13 protein-coding genes are annotated in these 14,256 nt (G+C 72.4%); 6 read left to right on the forward strand and 7 right to left on the reverse strand.

The annotated features are described in order from the left end of the window. Nucleotides 1-52 precede the first annotated feature (52 nt). The 5 genes from ACH4LD_RS34030 to ACH4LD_RS34050 are packed head-to-tail and all read left to right on the forward strand — an operon-like array spanning nt 53 to nt 5,518. Nucleotides 53-1,006 carry an aKG-HExxH-type peptide beta-hydroxylase gene (locus ACH4LD_RS34030; protein ID WP_398057982.1) on the forward strand — a complete coding sequence of 318 codons (954 nt, stop codon included), beginning with the start codon at nt 53-55 and terminating at the stop codon, nt 1,004-1,006. Further along, the gene (locus ACH4LD_RS34035; RefSeq protein WP_398057983.1) at nt 996-2,264 is read left to right on the forward strand and encodes a phosphotransferase; all 1,269 of its coding nucleotides are present in this window, start codon (nt 996-998) and stop codon (nt 2,262-2,264) included. Before ACH4LD_RS34030 ends, ACH4LD_RS34035 begins: the two co-directional genes overlap by 11 nt. Next, entirely contained in the window at nt 2,261-3,868 is a 1,608-nt protein-coding gene (locus ACH4LD_RS34040) for an MBL fold metallo-hydrolase (protein ID WP_398057984.1), read from the forward strand. Before ACH4LD_RS34035 ends, ACH4LD_RS34040 begins: the two co-directional genes overlap by 4 nt. A 1-nt stretch (nt 3,869) precedes the next feature. Further along, entirely contained in the window at nt 3,870-4,520 is a 651-nt protein-coding gene (locus ACH4LD_RS34045; protein WP_398057986.1) for a 2OG-Fe(II) oxygenase, read from the forward strand. Then, entirely contained in the window at nt 4,517-5,518 is a 1,002-nt protein-coding gene (locus tag ACH4LD_RS34050) for an aldo/keto reductase family protein (protein WP_398057987.1), read from the forward strand. The genes ACH4LD_RS34045 and ACH4LD_RS34050 overlap by 4 nt, the downstream gene beginning before the upstream one ends. A gap of 24 nt (nt 5,519-5,542) precedes the next feature. On the opposite strand, the gene ACH4LD_RS34055 is transcribed toward ACH4LD_RS34050, so the two are convergent. From ACH4LD_RS34055 to ACH4LD_RS34070, 4 genes are all read right to left on the reverse strand, one after another. After that, nucleotides 5,543-6,943, reverse strand: coding sequence for a TfuA-like protein (locus ACH4LD_RS34055; protein ID WP_398057988.1), 1,401 nt, complete (start codon nt 6,941-6,943; stop codon nt 5,543-5,545). 104 nt (nt 6,944-7,047) lie between these two features. Further along, complete coding sequence (locus tag ACH4LD_RS34060; protein WP_398057989.1) at nt 7,048-8,142, reverse strand: YcaO-like family protein; 1,095 nt, start codon at nt 8,140-8,142, stop codon at nt 7,048-7,050. 39 nt (nt 8,143-8,181) lie between these two features. Beyond that, a complete protein-coding gene (locus ACH4LD_RS34065; protein WP_398057990.1) occupies nt 8,182-8,436 on the reverse strand; it encodes a hypothetical protein in 255 nt (84 codons plus the stop codon). Nucleotides 8,437-8,484: 48 nt separating this feature from the next. Further along, nucleotides 8,485-8,859 carry a helix-turn-helix transcriptional regulator gene (locus ACH4LD_RS34070; protein ID WP_398057991.1) on the reverse strand — a complete coding sequence of 125 codons (375 nt, stop codon included), beginning with the start codon at nt 8,857-8,859 and terminating at the stop codon, nt 8,485-8,487. Between the two features lie 664 nt (nt 8,860-9,523). Here ACH4LD_RS34070 and ACH4LD_RS34075 point away from each other — a divergent pair. Then, nucleotides 9,524-11,020, forward strand: a complete 1,497-nt coding sequence (locus ACH4LD_RS34075; protein ID WP_398057992.1) for a WD40 repeat domain-containing protein — start codon at nt 9,524-9,526, stop codon at nt 11,018-11,020. Between the two features lie 6 nt (nt 11,021-11,026). On the opposite strand, the gene ACH4LD_RS34080 is transcribed toward ACH4LD_RS34075, so the two are convergent. The 3 genes from ACH4LD_RS34080 to ACH4LD_RS34090 are packed head-to-tail and all read right to left on the reverse strand — an operon-like array spanning nt 11,027 to nt 14,252. Next, complete coding sequence (locus ACH4LD_RS34080) at nt 11,027-11,935, reverse strand: carbohydrate ABC transporter permease (protein ID WP_398057993.1); 909 nt, start codon at nt 11,933-11,935, stop codon at nt 11,027-11,029. Beyond that, the gene (locus ACH4LD_RS34085; RefSeq protein WP_398057994.1) at nt 11,932-12,864 is read right to left on the reverse strand and encodes a carbohydrate ABC transporter permease; all 933 of its coding nucleotides are present in this window, start codon (nt 12,862-12,864) and stop codon (nt 11,932-11,934) included. The genes ACH4LD_RS34080 and ACH4LD_RS34085 overlap by 4 nt, the downstream gene beginning before the upstream one ends. Then, nucleotides 12,861-14,252 carry an ABC transporter substrate-binding protein gene (locus ACH4LD_RS34090; RefSeq protein ID WP_398057995.1) on the reverse strand — a complete coding sequence of 464 codons (1,392 nt, stop codon included), beginning with the start codon at nt 14,250-14,252 and terminating at the stop codon, nt 12,861-12,863. The genes ACH4LD_RS34085 and ACH4LD_RS34090 overlap by 4 nt, the downstream gene beginning before the upstream one ends. Between the last annotated feature and the right edge of the window lie 4 nt (nt 14,253-14,256).

Raw genomic sequence — 14,256 nt, forward strand, 5'->3', positions numbered from 1 at the left:
GCAACGGCCCGCCCGACGCAACCACCCCACAGCACCAGAAGGGAACACCAGCATGGTCGCGACCGCCGTCGATCTCTCCGAGCTGCTGGACGGGCTCACCCAGACCCTCCTCACGGAGCGCGCCGAGCGCGAACGCCGCGTCCTGGCGAGTCTCGGCGCGCTGGCGCCCACCGCCCGACTCGCCGGTACCGAGGGAACGCCGGACGCCTTCGACACCGCGATCCTCCACCACGCCTTCCAGCAGGCCCAGCTCGCCGTGCGCACCCGGGACGCCGAGCGCGCCCGGCGGGCCCTGCGGCTGTGGCAGGAGCGGGACCGGCTGCGCCGCCGGGCCGTCCCCACCGCTGTCGGACCGGTGCTGGTGGTCCGAGCCGCCGACTGCGCCGAGGTCGAGGACGGCCGGCTGGGCAGCCGCATGTTCCTCCTCGAAGACCCGGTCCCCGAGGTGCCGCGGGAGATGGCGCGGACGCTGAACGAGGCGGTCGACGCCGCCCTGGCCGTCGGCAGCGACGTGCTGCGTTCCTCCACGGCCGTCGTCATCTGGACCGAGGTCCGGTCCCTGGAGGAGACCTGCCGCAGCTACACGTTCGACTTCCTGCCCGGCAGCGTGGTCCTCAACTGGACCGAGGAACCCCTGCGGCTGGCCGAGACCCTCGTGCACGAGGCCACCCACTCGTGGCTCAACGAAAGCCTCGCCGCCGAGAACGTCGTCCTCCCCGAGGACGTCAGCTTCCATTCACCCTGGAAGAACGAGGAGCGGCCGGCGTTCGGCATCGTCCACGCCGCTCTGGCGTTCGCCCATGTCATCGCGTACCTGTCACGCATCCAGCCGGCTCCCGAGGACACCTCGCCGCTCGCCAACGTGCTGCGCCACCGCCTCGCCGACGAACTGCGCTCGCTCGAATCCGGTCGCGAGGCGGCCCTGAAGTGCTTCGAACTGGTCGGCTCCGCAGAGCTGCGGACCTACCTGGAGGCGGCCGTCGCGGCCGCACGGCATGCCGCCTGAGCCGGCCCCGGACGGCCCCGCCACCCGGACGGACGGTCCCCCCTACCGGCCCGGCCCCCCGCTCGACCTGCTCCCCGCCGACGTGGTGCAGCCGGTGCGCACGCTGCTCGGCGACCCGGCCGCCCGGGTGACCGACGTCCAGGCCACGCCGATCGGCTACGAGAGCTGGAGCAGATCCAGCGACGGCCTCTACGACGTCAGCGGAACCGCCCGTACCGCCCACGGCGACCGCGCCTGGCGGCTGGTCCTCAAACAGGTCAGCCACCGCCGCTGGACCCCCGCGCCCGGTGACCTCGCGCGGCAGATGGACGACGGCGGGGACGCACCGGGGGACTGGGCCTACTGGCGTCGCGAGGCTCTGCTCCTGGAGTCGGGACTGCTGGACCGGCTGCCCGACGGCTTCGCCGCACCGCGCTGTCTCGCCACGACCCCTCGGGGCGGCGCCGGACAGGGACTGCGGCTGTGGCTGGAGCGGGTGACGGGCGTGCCCGGTGACCGATGGACGGCCGACGACCTGCTCACGGCGGCGTACGACCTCGGCCGCTGCCACGCCCGCTACCTGGCCGAACCGCCCGCGCCCCGGCCCTGGTTCTGCCGGCCCTTCCTCGAACAGCGGGCCCTCATCGGCCGGGCCGCCCTCATCGGCCGGGTCGAGGAGGCCGCCGGCACGGCCGACCCGCTGCTGCGGCGGCTCTTCCCGCGCGCGGCGGCCACGGCACTGCGCACCCTGTGGGAGCGGCACGCCCAGGTCGTCGACCTGATGCGGCGGCTGCCCCACACCCTGGTGCACCGCGACCTGACCCCCGGCAACCTCTTCCGCGCCCCCGGCCGGACGGTCGCGATCGACTGGGGCCAGACGGGGCTGGGACCGGCCGGTGAGGACCTGGCGACGCTCGTCCTGTCGTCCCGGCCCGCGGGGCACCTGGACGCGCAGGGGCTCGCGGACCTCGGCACGGCCGCGGCCGCGCGGCACCGTGCCGGGCTGGCCGAGGGCGGCTGGCACGGCGACCCCGAAACGGTCGCGGTGGCCTACCGGCTCGTCGCCGCCTTCCACTACGGCCTGCCGCTCGCCCGCACGGCGGACAAGCTGCTGGCCCTGCCGCCGGAGCGGCGGCGGGTGGCGGCGGAGGACACCGGCCTGCGGACGCGGATCGCCACGATGATCGCCCACCTGGAGACCGCCCAGCCGGACCTGCGGCGGCTGGACACCCACGTCTCCGCACCGAGTCGCCGGACCTGTTCCGGGAGGACATCATGAAGATCACGTTTCTGGGACACGCGGGCGCGCTGATCGAGACCGACGAGGTCCGTCTGGTGTGCGATCCGTGGTTCTCCGAGACCGGCGCCTTCCTGGCGGGCTGGCACCAGCTCCCGGACAACAGCGCCTGTGCCGGCCTGCTCGACGGCGCGACGCACGTGTACGTCTCCCACGACCACGAGGACCACTTCGACGCGGACGTCCTCGCCGCTCTCGATCCGTCCGTGCGCCTGCTCATGCCGGACTACCGGCTGCCCGGCTGGCACCGGCTGGTGGCCGCGCTCCCGGGGCCGGCACCGACCCTGCTGGGTGACGGCGAGGTCTTCGAGGCCGGCTCGCTCCGGCTGCGCCTGGTCATGTCGCCGATGGCCCAGCACCAGGACTCCGCACTGGTCATCGAGGACACCGCGACCGGGCAGGTCGTCGTCAACCTCAACGACTGCCAGGTCGACCGGACCCAGCTGCGCATGCTGCGCCGCCTGCACCCGCGGATCGACGTGGTGATGGCCCAGTTCTCCGGAGCCACCTGGTTCCCGTTCGCCTACTCCTTCCCCGCCGAGGAGGCGGCCGAGGCCGCGGCCCGCAAACGGACCAACTCGATGCGCCGCTGGGCCGGTTACATGCGGGCGCTGGACCCGCGCACCGCGGTGGCCTTCGCCGGACCACCGATCCTCCTCGACCCCGCCCTGACCCCCCACTTCTTCGATCCGGCGTCCATCTTCACCACACCCCCGGAACTGCTGCGCTGGCTGGAGGCGGAACACCCCGGCCTCGCCGCCCGCTGCGTCGCCCCGCTGCCGGGCGACGTCCTCGACGTCGGACCGGCCGAGCTGACACCGGACGCCCGGATACGGCAGGACTTCGACTGGGCGCGGCTGGAGGAGTACGCCGAGCGGTACGCGCGGCGGCGGGCGCCGGCCATCGAACGCGTGCTGGCCGCCCGTCCCGAGCCCCGCACGGACCTCTTCGACGCGTTCCGTGACCACTTCCACGCCCTGTTCCGGTCGGCGGAGAAGACCTGCCGGGCCGTCGACGCGGTCGTCGCCTTCGACGTCCGCGGCCCGGGCGGCGGATTCTGGCTCGTCGACTTCCGCCGGCTGCGGGTGTGGCGCGGCGGCGATCCCGAAGACGCCGGTCACGACTACCGCTTCACACTGGAATCCCGGTTCCTCCCGCCGATCCTCAGCGGTGAGAGCACCTGGGAAGAGTTCTTCTTCTCCTTCCGCTTCACCGCGTGGCGGCCCTCGGTCGGGGCCTACAACGAGGAGCTGATGTCCGTCCTGCGGCGCAGTTCGCCGGGCGACCTCGCCGAGCACGCCGCCCAGCTCGACCGGGCCCGGCGGCAGCCCGGCGGCACCTTCCGGCTGACCACCGCCGAGGGCGCGTACCTGGTCGAGGACACCTGCCCGCACATGGGCGCCCGGCTCCAGGCGGAGGACCACGACCCCGGACAGAACGTCGTCGTCTGCCCCCAGCACGGCTGGCGCTTCGAGGTGCCCGGCGGTCGCTGCCTGAACGGACGGGCCCGGCTGGGCATCGTCCCGGCCCCGCCCGAAGGGGCGGACGGCCCCGGCGAGGCCGACCCCCGACGAGAGGACGACTGACGTGATCGACCTGACCGCCCTGCACCGCGGGCCCGGCGACCCCGCCGCGGACCGCCGGCGCACCGACCCCTACGACCACTACGTCTGGGACGGACTGTTCGACCCGGACGCCCTGCGGGCCGCGGCCCAGGGGTACCCGGACGTGGGCCGGATGACCCAGAAGCCCGGCATCCCCCGCTGGTTCTCGCTCGACCTGGAGTCGGCGTCCCCCGCCCTGCGCGCGCTGTGCGAGACGCTCCTGTCCGCCGAACTGGCCGAGCACATCGGTGCAGTCACGGGGACGGCCGGGCTGCGCACCGACCGGACGGGCGACTGGGGGAGCTACCGCGTCTCGACGCGGGGAGCCGTCCACACCGCGCACATCGGCGGCAACCGCCACCCGGTCACCGGCTGGCTGCGCCGGTACTCCCTGTTCACCTACCTCAACGAGGGCTGGCGGGACGACGACGGCGGCTTGCTGGAACTCTGGCGGCCCGGCGCGGACGCCCCCAGCGCGCGCATCCTCCCCGTGTTCAACCGCAGCGTGCTGATCGAGACGACCGACCGGTCCCTGCACGGCGTCTCCGAGGTGCTCGGCTCCCGGCCGCGCCGTATGGTCACCGTCCACTTCTGGACCACCTCCCCGGGGCCGGACGGGCGGGACCTGACGTGAAGCACCGCCGGCTGGGCGACAGCGGGCTGTACGTCAGCGAGATCGCCTACGGGAACTGGATCACACACGGCGGCCAGATCGACGCGGACCGGGCCACCCGGTGCGTACGGGCCGCGCTGGACGCCGGCATCACCAGCTTCGACACCGCCGACGGGTACGCCTTCGGCGCCGGGGAGGAGATCCTCGGGCGCGCCCTCAAGGGCGAGCGGAGAGAAGGGCTGGAGATCTTCACCAAGGTGTTCTGGCCGGTGGGGCCCGGCCCCAACGACCGCGGGCTGTCCCGCAAGCACATCCTGGAGTCCGTCGAGGCGTCCCTGCGACGACTGGGCACCGACTACGTCGACGTCTACCAGGCCCACCGCTACGACCACGGCACCCGCCTGGACGAGACCCTGGTCGCGTTCGCCGACGTCGTACGCCAGGGCAAGGCGCTCTACATCGGCGTGTCCGAGTGGCGGGCCGAGGAGATCCGGGCGGCCCAGGCGCTCGCCCGGGAACTGCGGGTGCCGCTGGTGTCCAACCAGGCCCGCTACTCCGCCCTGCACCGGGTGATCGAGGCGGAGGTCATCCCCGCCTGCCGCGCCGAGGGCGTGGGCCAACTGGCCTTCTCCCCACTGGCGCAGGGCGTCCTCACCGGCAAGTACGCGCCCGGACGCCCCCCGCCGGCCGGTTCCCGCGCGACCGACACCAAGGGTTTCGGCCGGAAATTCGTGAGCGGACTCCTGCGCGACGAGATCCTGCGCCCGGTCCAGCGGCTGCTGCCGCTGGCCGACCAGGCGGGCGTCCCCCTGGCGACGCTCGCGCTGGCCTGGGTGCTGCACGAGCCGAACGTGTCGGCCGCGATCATCGGCGCCAGCCGCCCGGAGCAGATCCAGGCCAACGCGGCGGCCTGCGAGTTCGTCCTCGGCGAGGATCTGAAGGCGGCGATGGACGAGATCCTGGCCCCCGTGGCGCTCACCGACCCCGCGCTCACGACCAGCCCCGGCGGAGGGCGGTGACCCTCCGCCGCCCGGCCCACCCCGTCATCCGGTGGCGGCTTCCGCGGCCGGGTGCGGGGTGATGGCACCGTGCCGTACGGCGAGGTACACCGTGCGGGCCGCGTCGAGGGCGTGCGGCAGGTCGGCGAAGCCCCGGTCCAGCGCCGCCAGTTCAAGGTCGGCGGGAGCGCGATGCCACAGTTCCGCGAGCCAGGGCAGGACGACCTGGGCCGGCAGGCGGCCCGGCTCGAACTCCGGGCGCACGGCGCGCGCGAGCCGGTTGAGCTCGGCCGCCCTGCGCCACATCCGCTCGGCGTCGCGGTGGAAGGGCCGTGCGCGCACCACCGGAAGGGCCAGGGCGTCCGGGGGGAGACCGGGGCGGAGCCGGAAGCCGCGCACGAGGAACGCCGTCAGCAGTTCCCGTACGCCGAGCGTCCGCCGCTCCTCGGGGCTGGTCCACCGCTCGATGCAGGACGGCAGCCCGGCCCCGTCGAGCCGCAGCAGCCCCGCGTGCTCGGCGTGCAGGATTGCCGCGTCGACCGCTCGGTCGGTCTCCTGCGCCGGACCGGCGAGGAGGCCGGGGACGACGCGGTCCTCGGCTGCCCGGGCGCACTCCGGGCACCCGGCGAGGAAGCGTATGACGAGCTGCTCGTGCACCCGGGGGTACTCCGGATCCAGGAGCTGGCAGACGCGAAGCGCGCCGTGCGCCGCGCCCCCGGGGTCGTCGTGCGCGACGCGCCACTGGTGCAGGTGGATCGTCTCGTTGACCCGGACCGGCGGCGGTGGCGGGCCGGGGTCGGGGGCGGTCGCCGCCGCGATGAGTTCCAGGGTGTCGGCCCGCTTGAGGTCCACGTAGTCCCGGCGGCACAGGTCGGCGAGTTCGCCGGCCCGGAGCGGGTCGATGCCCGCCCGCCGCGCGACCACGGCCACCTGCCCCAGGGCCCTGCTCTGGTAGGGCATGCCCGCCAGTCCGGTGACGACCGCCTCGGCCTCGTCCCGCGTGCACTGCCCGCCCGCGACCGCCCCTGCGAGGGTGGCCCGGAGGTTGACGAGGGGTTCGGACAGCCGCCGGTATCCCTCCTCCGCCGGTGCGTGCACCAGGGTCACCTCGTCGTCCGCCTCCAGGGTTCCGTCGCGGAAGCCCTCGTAGATCCGGCCGACGCCGGTCATGCCGAAGGGGGCGAGTTCGGCGGCGCGCAGAGCCCCCATGCTCGCGCCGCCCCACACCCGGACGCCCCGCGCCATGAGCGCCAGGATCTCCTTGTGCCGGACGGCCCGTACGTGATGGAAGTATCCGTCGGCGATCACCACCGAGTCCCCGGGCCCGGCGGGCAGCGCCAGCAGGTCACCGGAACCGACGGGCGGACGCAGCTCGGCCACCGAGGAGTCGACCAGGCGCGCCGCGTCGGGCAGGGACGGGCCGACGAAGAAGTACGTCCTGTTCATGACGGTGCCGTGTTCATCAGGGGAGTTCCGTTCCTCGGGGGAGTACTGCGGGGGACGTCGGATGTTCCTCGGCGGGGCCTGTCCGGTGGTCCCGGCGGCCCTGCTCAGTAATCGTCGGGGCACGACGTACCGGGACACACCACCCGCACGACCGGTACGTCGAACTCCTCGCGGCGCAGGTCCACCACCACGGGCGTGCTGCCGTACACCGCCGCCACCGCACGGCTCAGACCCAGCCATTCGGGCCCGGTGGTGTCGGGTGGCACCGGAAGGCCCCGGAAGTCCGCCCCGTCGCCCCCGTCGTCCCACGGCTCCCCGGCGGAACCGGGCCTGCCGCTGTAGATCGCCTTGGTGAGGTCCTCCCTGGTGCCCGCGATCGCGGAGAGCCGCGACTGGGCGGCCTCGGTGAGGGCCCGGGTCAGGGCTCGCCCGGGGTCGCGGTGGGCACCGCTGCCGATGAACTCGACCGGCAGGTCCTCGCTGCGCAGCCGCGCGGTGAAACACGGAGTCCCGACCGGCGACGGGCAATGCTCCACCAGGACGTCCATGCCGGCCGCGGCCAGGCGGTCGAGCAGCAGCCGCGGGGTCCCGGTCACGCTGTCCGGTGCCACCCGGGACCGGTTGCCGGCCCGTGCGCTGGCGGCCAGCGCGTCGCGTTCGACGACCTCGTACAGGGCGTGCGTCACCGCCTCGTCGTAGGTGGTGCCGCTCGCCAGGCCGTTGCTGCTGACGGTGAACAGCGCAGGCCGCCACTCCGGCGCGACCAGCGCGTCCAGCCGGAACAGCGCCGCGGGCAGCAGGGTCTCGCGGGAGTCCTCGTCGAGGGTTCGGGCGGGCGCCCACTCCAGGACCGTGTCGCCGCTCAGACAACTGCGGGGTGCCAACCGCAGATCGTCGACCTCGTAGGTGAGGGACCCCTGGACATCGCTCACGCGGGCGTGGACGCCGGTGGGCGGGAAGTGCTCCGCGTGCCAGACCTCCAGGGCCTCCATCGCGGCCGACACCCGGGCCGCCGCCGGTGTCGTGCCCTTGCCCTGCGACACCGACAGGGTCAGGGCATTCGGGCGGACCGCCTGGAACACCGGAATCCCGATGTGGTCCAGCCAGGTGACGTCCGCGACCCGGGTCACCCCGGCTCGCGGCAGCAGCCCCCGGATCGCGGCCCATGTCTCCTCGGCCGTCCGTGCTCTCGTCTCCATGTCTGCCGGCCTCTCCCGGGTTCGCGCGCCGAGCGGCCGTCAGGACCCCGTGCTGTTCCAGTCGTCGACCGGGTCGAGGGCGCGGACAGCGGTCCGGTCGGTAGCGGTGGGGTCGGCGCTGTGCACGGTGAGCGCGGCAACGGCGGTGAGCGCGGCCACGGGAAGCAGGACCGCGGCCCGCACCGCGAGGGAACGACGGCCGCGGGCCGCCGGGCGCCGGGCCGGAGTGCTCGCCGCGCGCTCGCCGTTGTCCCGGCTGTCGGCCGCGTTCATGTCCTTGCCGTACCGGTTCATCGATGTCGCCTTTCGTGGAGGTGGTGCCGGGCGGGGACGGGCCCGTGGTCAGTCGTAGGGGCGGGCAGGGCGGCGGTCGGGCACCCGCTGGGCGGGAGGGCTGCCGTCGTGCACCCGCTCCAGCAGCAGGCCCGGCCCCACCGGCCGACGCGCGGGAGACGGGGCGGGGCGCATTCGGATGCCGAGGGCCACGCCGAGCTGGAAGCGGTTGTCCACCCCGAGCCGGTCCATCAGGGACCGCAGGATGTTGGTGACGGTCCGGGCACTGATTCCCAGCCGGTGGGCGGCGCTGGAGTCGGTGTGACCGGCCAGCAGAAGCGAGATGAGCCTGCGCTGCCGCTCGTCCAGCGGCACCAGCGGCGGGACGGTGGGGGAGGGCGAAAGGAGGCGGGGACGAGGCAGCGGGTTGGTGTTCGCGCTCACCAGGACTCCCTCTCTTCGGTGTTCGGCCACAGGGGGCGGGCCGGGCGCTTCGCGTTCCGGCCCCCTACGAACACTGGCAGCCACCGGTCAATGCGCGATCAGCGCGTACGGCAGTGCCGCTGGACGACGGATCGACGCCCCGCCCGCTCCCGGCACCCGTCACCCGCGGCGCCGACTCCGGAGCTGGTCAGCGGCGTCGATCGAACGTTGATCCACGCGGGCGCCCAGCCCTCGACAGGGCGCCGCCGGATGGAGACCGGCGCGTCGGCCCGAGGGTCATGGGCGTGGCACACCCCCGCGTTCGGGCCGCAGGTGGCGGGCGCATCCGTGCACCGGACGGTGACGACGGTAGTTGTTCGGGGTCCGGGCCGGCGAAGCTCGCCGACGCGCTCGTCGCCTTCAGGCCGCGGTCGTCCTACTGACCCACGAACCAGCTCACGGAACCGCCTGATCCGTATGTGGCGGTCTCTGAGGAAGCGGAGAGACCAGCGGCCGACGGGAGACGTTTCCCGGTTCAACGGATCAGATCGGTTGTGGGGGTTCCAAGGAGGTAGGACAGTGCCCGTTCTCGCGCGGATGCCGCTGGAAGGCGGCGGGGCGATTCTGCTGGAAGAGGTGGACGGCGCAGCGGAGTCCGACGGGCCGGTCAAGGCGGGGCGGGTCGGTGAGCGGTGCGCGACCTCCCTACCCCAACGGCAAGGGACAGCCGTTCACTTGGTACGACACCCGGACGAAGAAGAAGATCCCCGTACCTGACCCGAAGCGGAGCAGCAAGCAACTTTTCGGCCCGGTCGTCTTCAGTCCGGACGGCGAACTAGCCGCCCTGAGCGCGAAGGGCGGGAAGGTCCGCGTGTACCACCGTGCGGAGGGCTATTGGGACACAGAGCTCACCGGGGGTGACGACCCCGCGATGTACCCCCTCAGCTTCAGCCGGGACGGCCGCTACCTCACCCAGGGCGGTGTCGTCTGGGAAACGGCCGCCCTGGGCCAGACGAAACCCCTCATGCACTACTCGACCACCGACAGCGAGTGCTTCAGCGACAACGGCCTGCTCTTCACAGCCGACGACTCCGAACTGCGGTGCGTCGGAATCGACGGTGCCGTCCGTTCACTCGACATCAGAACAGTCACCGAGGCGCCCAAGGGCACGGGCGAGTTCTATTCGCAGAGCGCGGTCAGCGCCGACCGGCGCACCCTCGCGCTCCTCAACAGCAGCACCATCGAGATCTGGTCCCCGCTGACACACACCAGACGGGCCACCATCCCCAGTCCGGGCCCGACGGTGGCCAATCCCACCCTCAGTCCCGACGGGCGCCTTCTCGCCGTCCAGAGCGGCGTCCCCGAAGTCGAGATCCGGGACCTGGCCAGGAAGAAGAGGCTCGGCACCCTCCCCACTCCGCTCGACCGGGACCAGAGCAGCGGGGCGATGCAGAATTTCGCCTTCTCCCCCGACAACCGGTCGTTCGCCGCCCAGGCGGTGATGCCCGACGGGACCAACGCGCTCCGGTTCTGGGACCTGACCACCATGCACCGGATCCGGGACGTACGCGCGAAGCTCGGTTACGACGGCAACGGATCAGCCGTCTTCTTCGACCCAGGCGGCACGTCCCTGATCGCCGCGCCCAACTTCGGGCGGGTCGCGTTCCCGTCCGGCCGGGTCCTCACCAAGAGCGCCGGGAACCTCCAGATGAACGCCATCAGCGACGACGGCTCGACGGTCTACTCCTATCCGCAGGGATTCCAGCCGTATCTCAGGACCTTGGACGCCCGAATCCTGCTGCCCGTAGGGGAAGACCTGCGTACCGGGGCGGTGTCCACCGAGTCCGGCCCCACCGTCGCCGTCTCGCCCGACGGCCGCCTGTTCGCCACGGTGCACCGGGACCTGGGCGAGCAGGTACAGATCATGGTGTGGGACAGCCGCACCCACAGTCAGCTCGGCCCTCCGTTCACGGGCACCCCGGACCCCTCGGGCTCGGTCGTCGCGGTCACCTTCTCACCCGACGGTTCGATGCTGACCAGCGTGGACAAGGACGGCAGGTTCCTCACACACGCCGTGACGCCCGCGAAGCTGATCCGGGAACTGTGCACCAGGAGCGGTTCCCTCACCGAGCAGGAGTGGAAGGCCCACATCCCCGACGTCCCCTACCGCGGGACCTGCTGACCCGGCTCACTCCTTGGTCGCGCCCGCCAGCATCCCCGAGACCAGGGTGCGCTGGGAGAACAGGAAGAGGACCAGGACGGGGAGGATGGCGATGATGACGGCGAGGGCGAGTTCCGGGGTCGTGATGTCCAGGCCCGCTCCGGCCACCGGGTTGAACGACGGGGTGGACGACAGGAGTTGGTTCAGGCCGACCTGGATGGGGAACTGGTCGCTGTTCGGCAGCACCAGATACGGCAGGAAGAAGTTGTTCCAGTTGCCGACGAAGCTGAAGAAGGCCACGAGACCGATCACGGGCTTCGCCAGGGGCAGGGCGATGCGGGTGAACAGCTGCCACTCCGAGCAGCCGTCGATGCGCGCGGCGGCGAGCAGATCGCGCGGCAGGCTGGTGGCGAAGTAGATGTAGACCAGGTACACGCCGAACGGGTAGAAGGAGAACGGCAGGATCACCGACCAGGCCGTGCCGATCAGGTGGAACGCGTTGAGCTCCAGGAAGACCGGCAGGACGAGCGTGGCCGACGGCATGATCATGGTGACGAGGGTGATGGCCAGCAGGACCTTGCGGCCCCGGAAGCGGGTCAGGGCCAGGGCGTAGCCCGCCGGGACGCTGGTGAGCAGGGTCAGCAGCAGCGAACCGCCGGCGTAGACGGCCGAGTTGCGCAGCCACACCAGGACCGCGCCGTCCTCGAAGGAGAACAGGTGCCGCCAGGCGTCCCCGATCCTGCCGAACGAGCCGAAGGACAGCGGGTTGTCGTGGACGATCTGCCCGGCGGTCTTGCTGGGCGCCAGCAGCAGCCACAGCACGGGCAGCACGAAGAAGACCAGCAGGACGGCGAGCAGCAGGCCCACCACCAGGGCGGAGACGGCCCGCGACGGCGTGGTCCGCGAGCGCGTGGGCGCGAGGAGTCGTGTCGTCATCTGTCCTCCAGGGTGAAGAGGCTGGAGCGCCGGACCAGCACGCCCGCGCAGAGCAGGCCGAGGGCCAGCAGGAAGACGGAGATCGCGGCGGCACCGTTGAAGTCGCCCTGCTGGAAGGCGTACACGTAGGCGAGCTGGTTGGGTGACCAGGTCGGGCTGACCCGGCCCAGACTGGCGGTCTGGAGCAGCTGCGGCTCGACGAACAGCTGGGTGCCGCCCGCGAACGCGAGGATGGTCATGTAGGTGATCCACTGCCGGATCATCGGGATCTGGACGGACCAGGCGATGCGCCAGGGTCCGGCCCCGTCGATCCGGGCGGCCTCGATCACCTCGTCGGGGATGTTGTTCAGCGCCCCGTACATCACCACCATCCAGCCGCCCGCCCCCGTCCAGAAGGCGATCAGCACGAGGATCACCGGGAGGTTGCCGGGGGCCAGCACGGCGGCGAAGCTGTCCAGGCCCATCCGGTGCAGCAGCCAGGACACCGGGCTGACGTCCGGGTCCAGCATGAACAGCCAGACCAGGACGCTCGCCACCCCGGCCAGCGCGCCGGGTATGTAGTAGAGGAACCGCAGCAGCGCGGAGACTCCCGCCCGGACCCGGCTGCGCAGGACGACGGCCGTGAGCACCGTCAGCACGACGAGGACCACCAGCCAGAGGGCGAGGTACAGCAGGATGTGGCCGAAGGCGGGCAGGAAGCGGTAGTCCCGGGCGACCCGGAGGAACTGGTTGAGGCCGGTGAACCGGCCGCGGTCGTTGGTGAAGGCCAGGTAGAACGCGTAGCAGGTGGGGAACACGCCGAAGGCGAGCAGCAGCAGCGTATAGCCGGCGACGAAGAGGTACCCCGTCGTGCCGCCCCGCCGCCGCGGCGCGTCGCCGCGGCGGGTGGGGGCGGGTACGGCGACGGGCTGGGCGTCCAGGAGCGTCATCGGTCGGTCACCTGGTACCCGTTGGCCCTGGCCTGGTCGCTGATGGCCTTCTGCCACTCCGGCAGGGTCGCCATGAGGGTCTTTCCGGCCGTCAGGGCCGGCAGGACGACGCTCGACCAGGACGTGGCGTCGGAGAACCTGGTGTTCGACCAGCCGGTCCACACCTCGTCGGCCGCCTGCCGGAACGGGCCGCTGACGTCGTCGGCGAAGTAGTCGCGGTGCGCCGGTTCGGCGAGCCAGGCCTTGGCGGCGGGCGCGTAGGCCGGGTAGGTGGGTGCGGTGGCCTGGTTCGCGTCCGACGTGGTCAGCCAGGTCACCAGGTCGGTGGACGCCTTGAGGTTGGCGCTGTGCGAGGAGACCATCCAGACGCCGCCGCCCACGTTGCCCGTGCCGGCGGTGGTCTCACCCGGCCACTTCAGCGGGGCCGCGGCGGCGATCCGCTTGGCCGGGGTGTGGAAGGCGGCCTTGAACAGGTACTGGCCGTACCAGGAGGGGCCGTAGGCCATCAGGACCTTGGAGCCGCTGCTCTTGGCGAACCCCTGGCTGAAGAAGCCCTGGGTGGTCACGGCCTTGGCGGAGATCAGCTTGTCGAGCAGGGACGCCATGCGCGTGCACGCGGGGTCCTTCAGGTCGACGCGCAGCGTGTCCGGCGTGGTCAGGTGGAAGGCCGGGCACCGGCTGGACCAGAAGTACGACTCGTGCGAGTTGGTGTCACCGACCGAGCCGACGAGGTATCCGGGGTGCTCCTTGGCCACCTTCAGCCCCAGGGCCTGGTACGCGGCCCAGGTGGTGGGGACCTGGTAACCCCACTTGTCCATGAGGGACTTGTCGTACCACAGGACGACCTGGGCGATGTCGTTGCGCAGGCAGTAGGTGTGCCCATGGAACTGACAGGGCGTCAGCGATCCCTTGGCGAAGCCGTCCAGTGTGCTCCGCGGGACCAGCTTGTCGTCCAGCGGGGCCGCGAAGGCGGCGGCGCCCGGCTTGGTGGGGGAGGAGGCCCAGGTGACGTCCGTGGGGGAGCCGAAGACGACGTCGGGCCAGCCCTTGCCGGTACGGTCGAACAGCTGCACCTTCGTCTGGAGGTAGGTCGAGCCGTCGGCGCCGCCGTCGTAGGTGACGATCTTCATCTTCACGTCCCGGTGCGACTTCTGGTACGCCTGCACCGACGGCAGCCGCGTGGAGTCGGTCCAGACGGTGATCTCGGAGCCGTCCTTCTGCGAGGCGGGCGTGAACCGGGACGTGCCGCCCCGGTGGTCCGGCCCGGTGGACGGGTCGGCGCTGGCGCAGCCGGCCAGCGCGGCGACGGCCGCGAGGGCGGCTGAGGCGGCGAGGGCGCGCACGGCTCTGCCGCGCCGGCCGGTGGTCGGAACGCGCGAAGACGTCATCGTC

It is taken from the genome of Streptomyces sp. NPDC017676 (assembly GCF_044329325.1).
Classification (GTDB): domain Bacteria; phylum Actinomycetota; class Actinomycetes; order Streptomycetales; family Streptomycetaceae; genus Streptomyces.

Bases quoted from the DNA above. Each gene is read 5' to 3' on its own strand.
- ACH4LD_RS34035 (WP_398057983.1), top strand. From the start codon at position 996: ATGCCGCCTGAGCCGGCCCCGGACGGCCCCGCCACCCGGACGGACGGT.
- ACH4LD_RS34040 (WP_398057984.1), top strand. From the start codon at position 2,261: ATGAAGATCACGTTTCTGGGACACGCGGGCGCGCTGATCGAGACCGAC.
- ACH4LD_RS34085 (WP_398057994.1), bottom strand. From the start codon at position 12,864: ATGACGCTCCTGGACGCCCAGCCCGTCGCCGTACCCGCCCCCACCCGC.
- ACH4LD_RS34055 (WP_398057988.1), bottom strand. From the start codon at position 6,943: ATGAACAGGACGTACTTCTTCGTCGGCCCGTCCCTGCCCGACGCGGCG.
- ACH4LD_RS34030 (WP_398057982.1), top strand. From the start codon at position 53: ATGGTCGCGACCGCCGTCGATCTCTCCGAGCTGCTGGACGGGCTCACC.
- ACH4LD_RS34090 (WP_398057995.1), bottom strand. From the start codon at position 14,252: ATGACGTCTTCGCGCGTTCCGACCACCGGCCGGCGCGGCAGAGCCGTG.
- ACH4LD_RS34065 (WP_398057990.1), bottom strand. From the start codon at position 8,436: ATGAACCGGTACGGCAAGGACATGAACGCGGCCGACAGCCGGGACAAC.
- ACH4LD_RS34060 (WP_398057989.1), bottom strand. From the start codon at position 8,142: ATGGAGACGAGAGCACGGACGGCCGAGGAGACATGGGCCGCGATCCGG.
- ACH4LD_RS34080 (WP_398057993.1), bottom strand. From the start codon at position 11,935: ATGACGACACGACTCCTCGCGCCCACGCGCTCGCGGACCACGCCGTCG.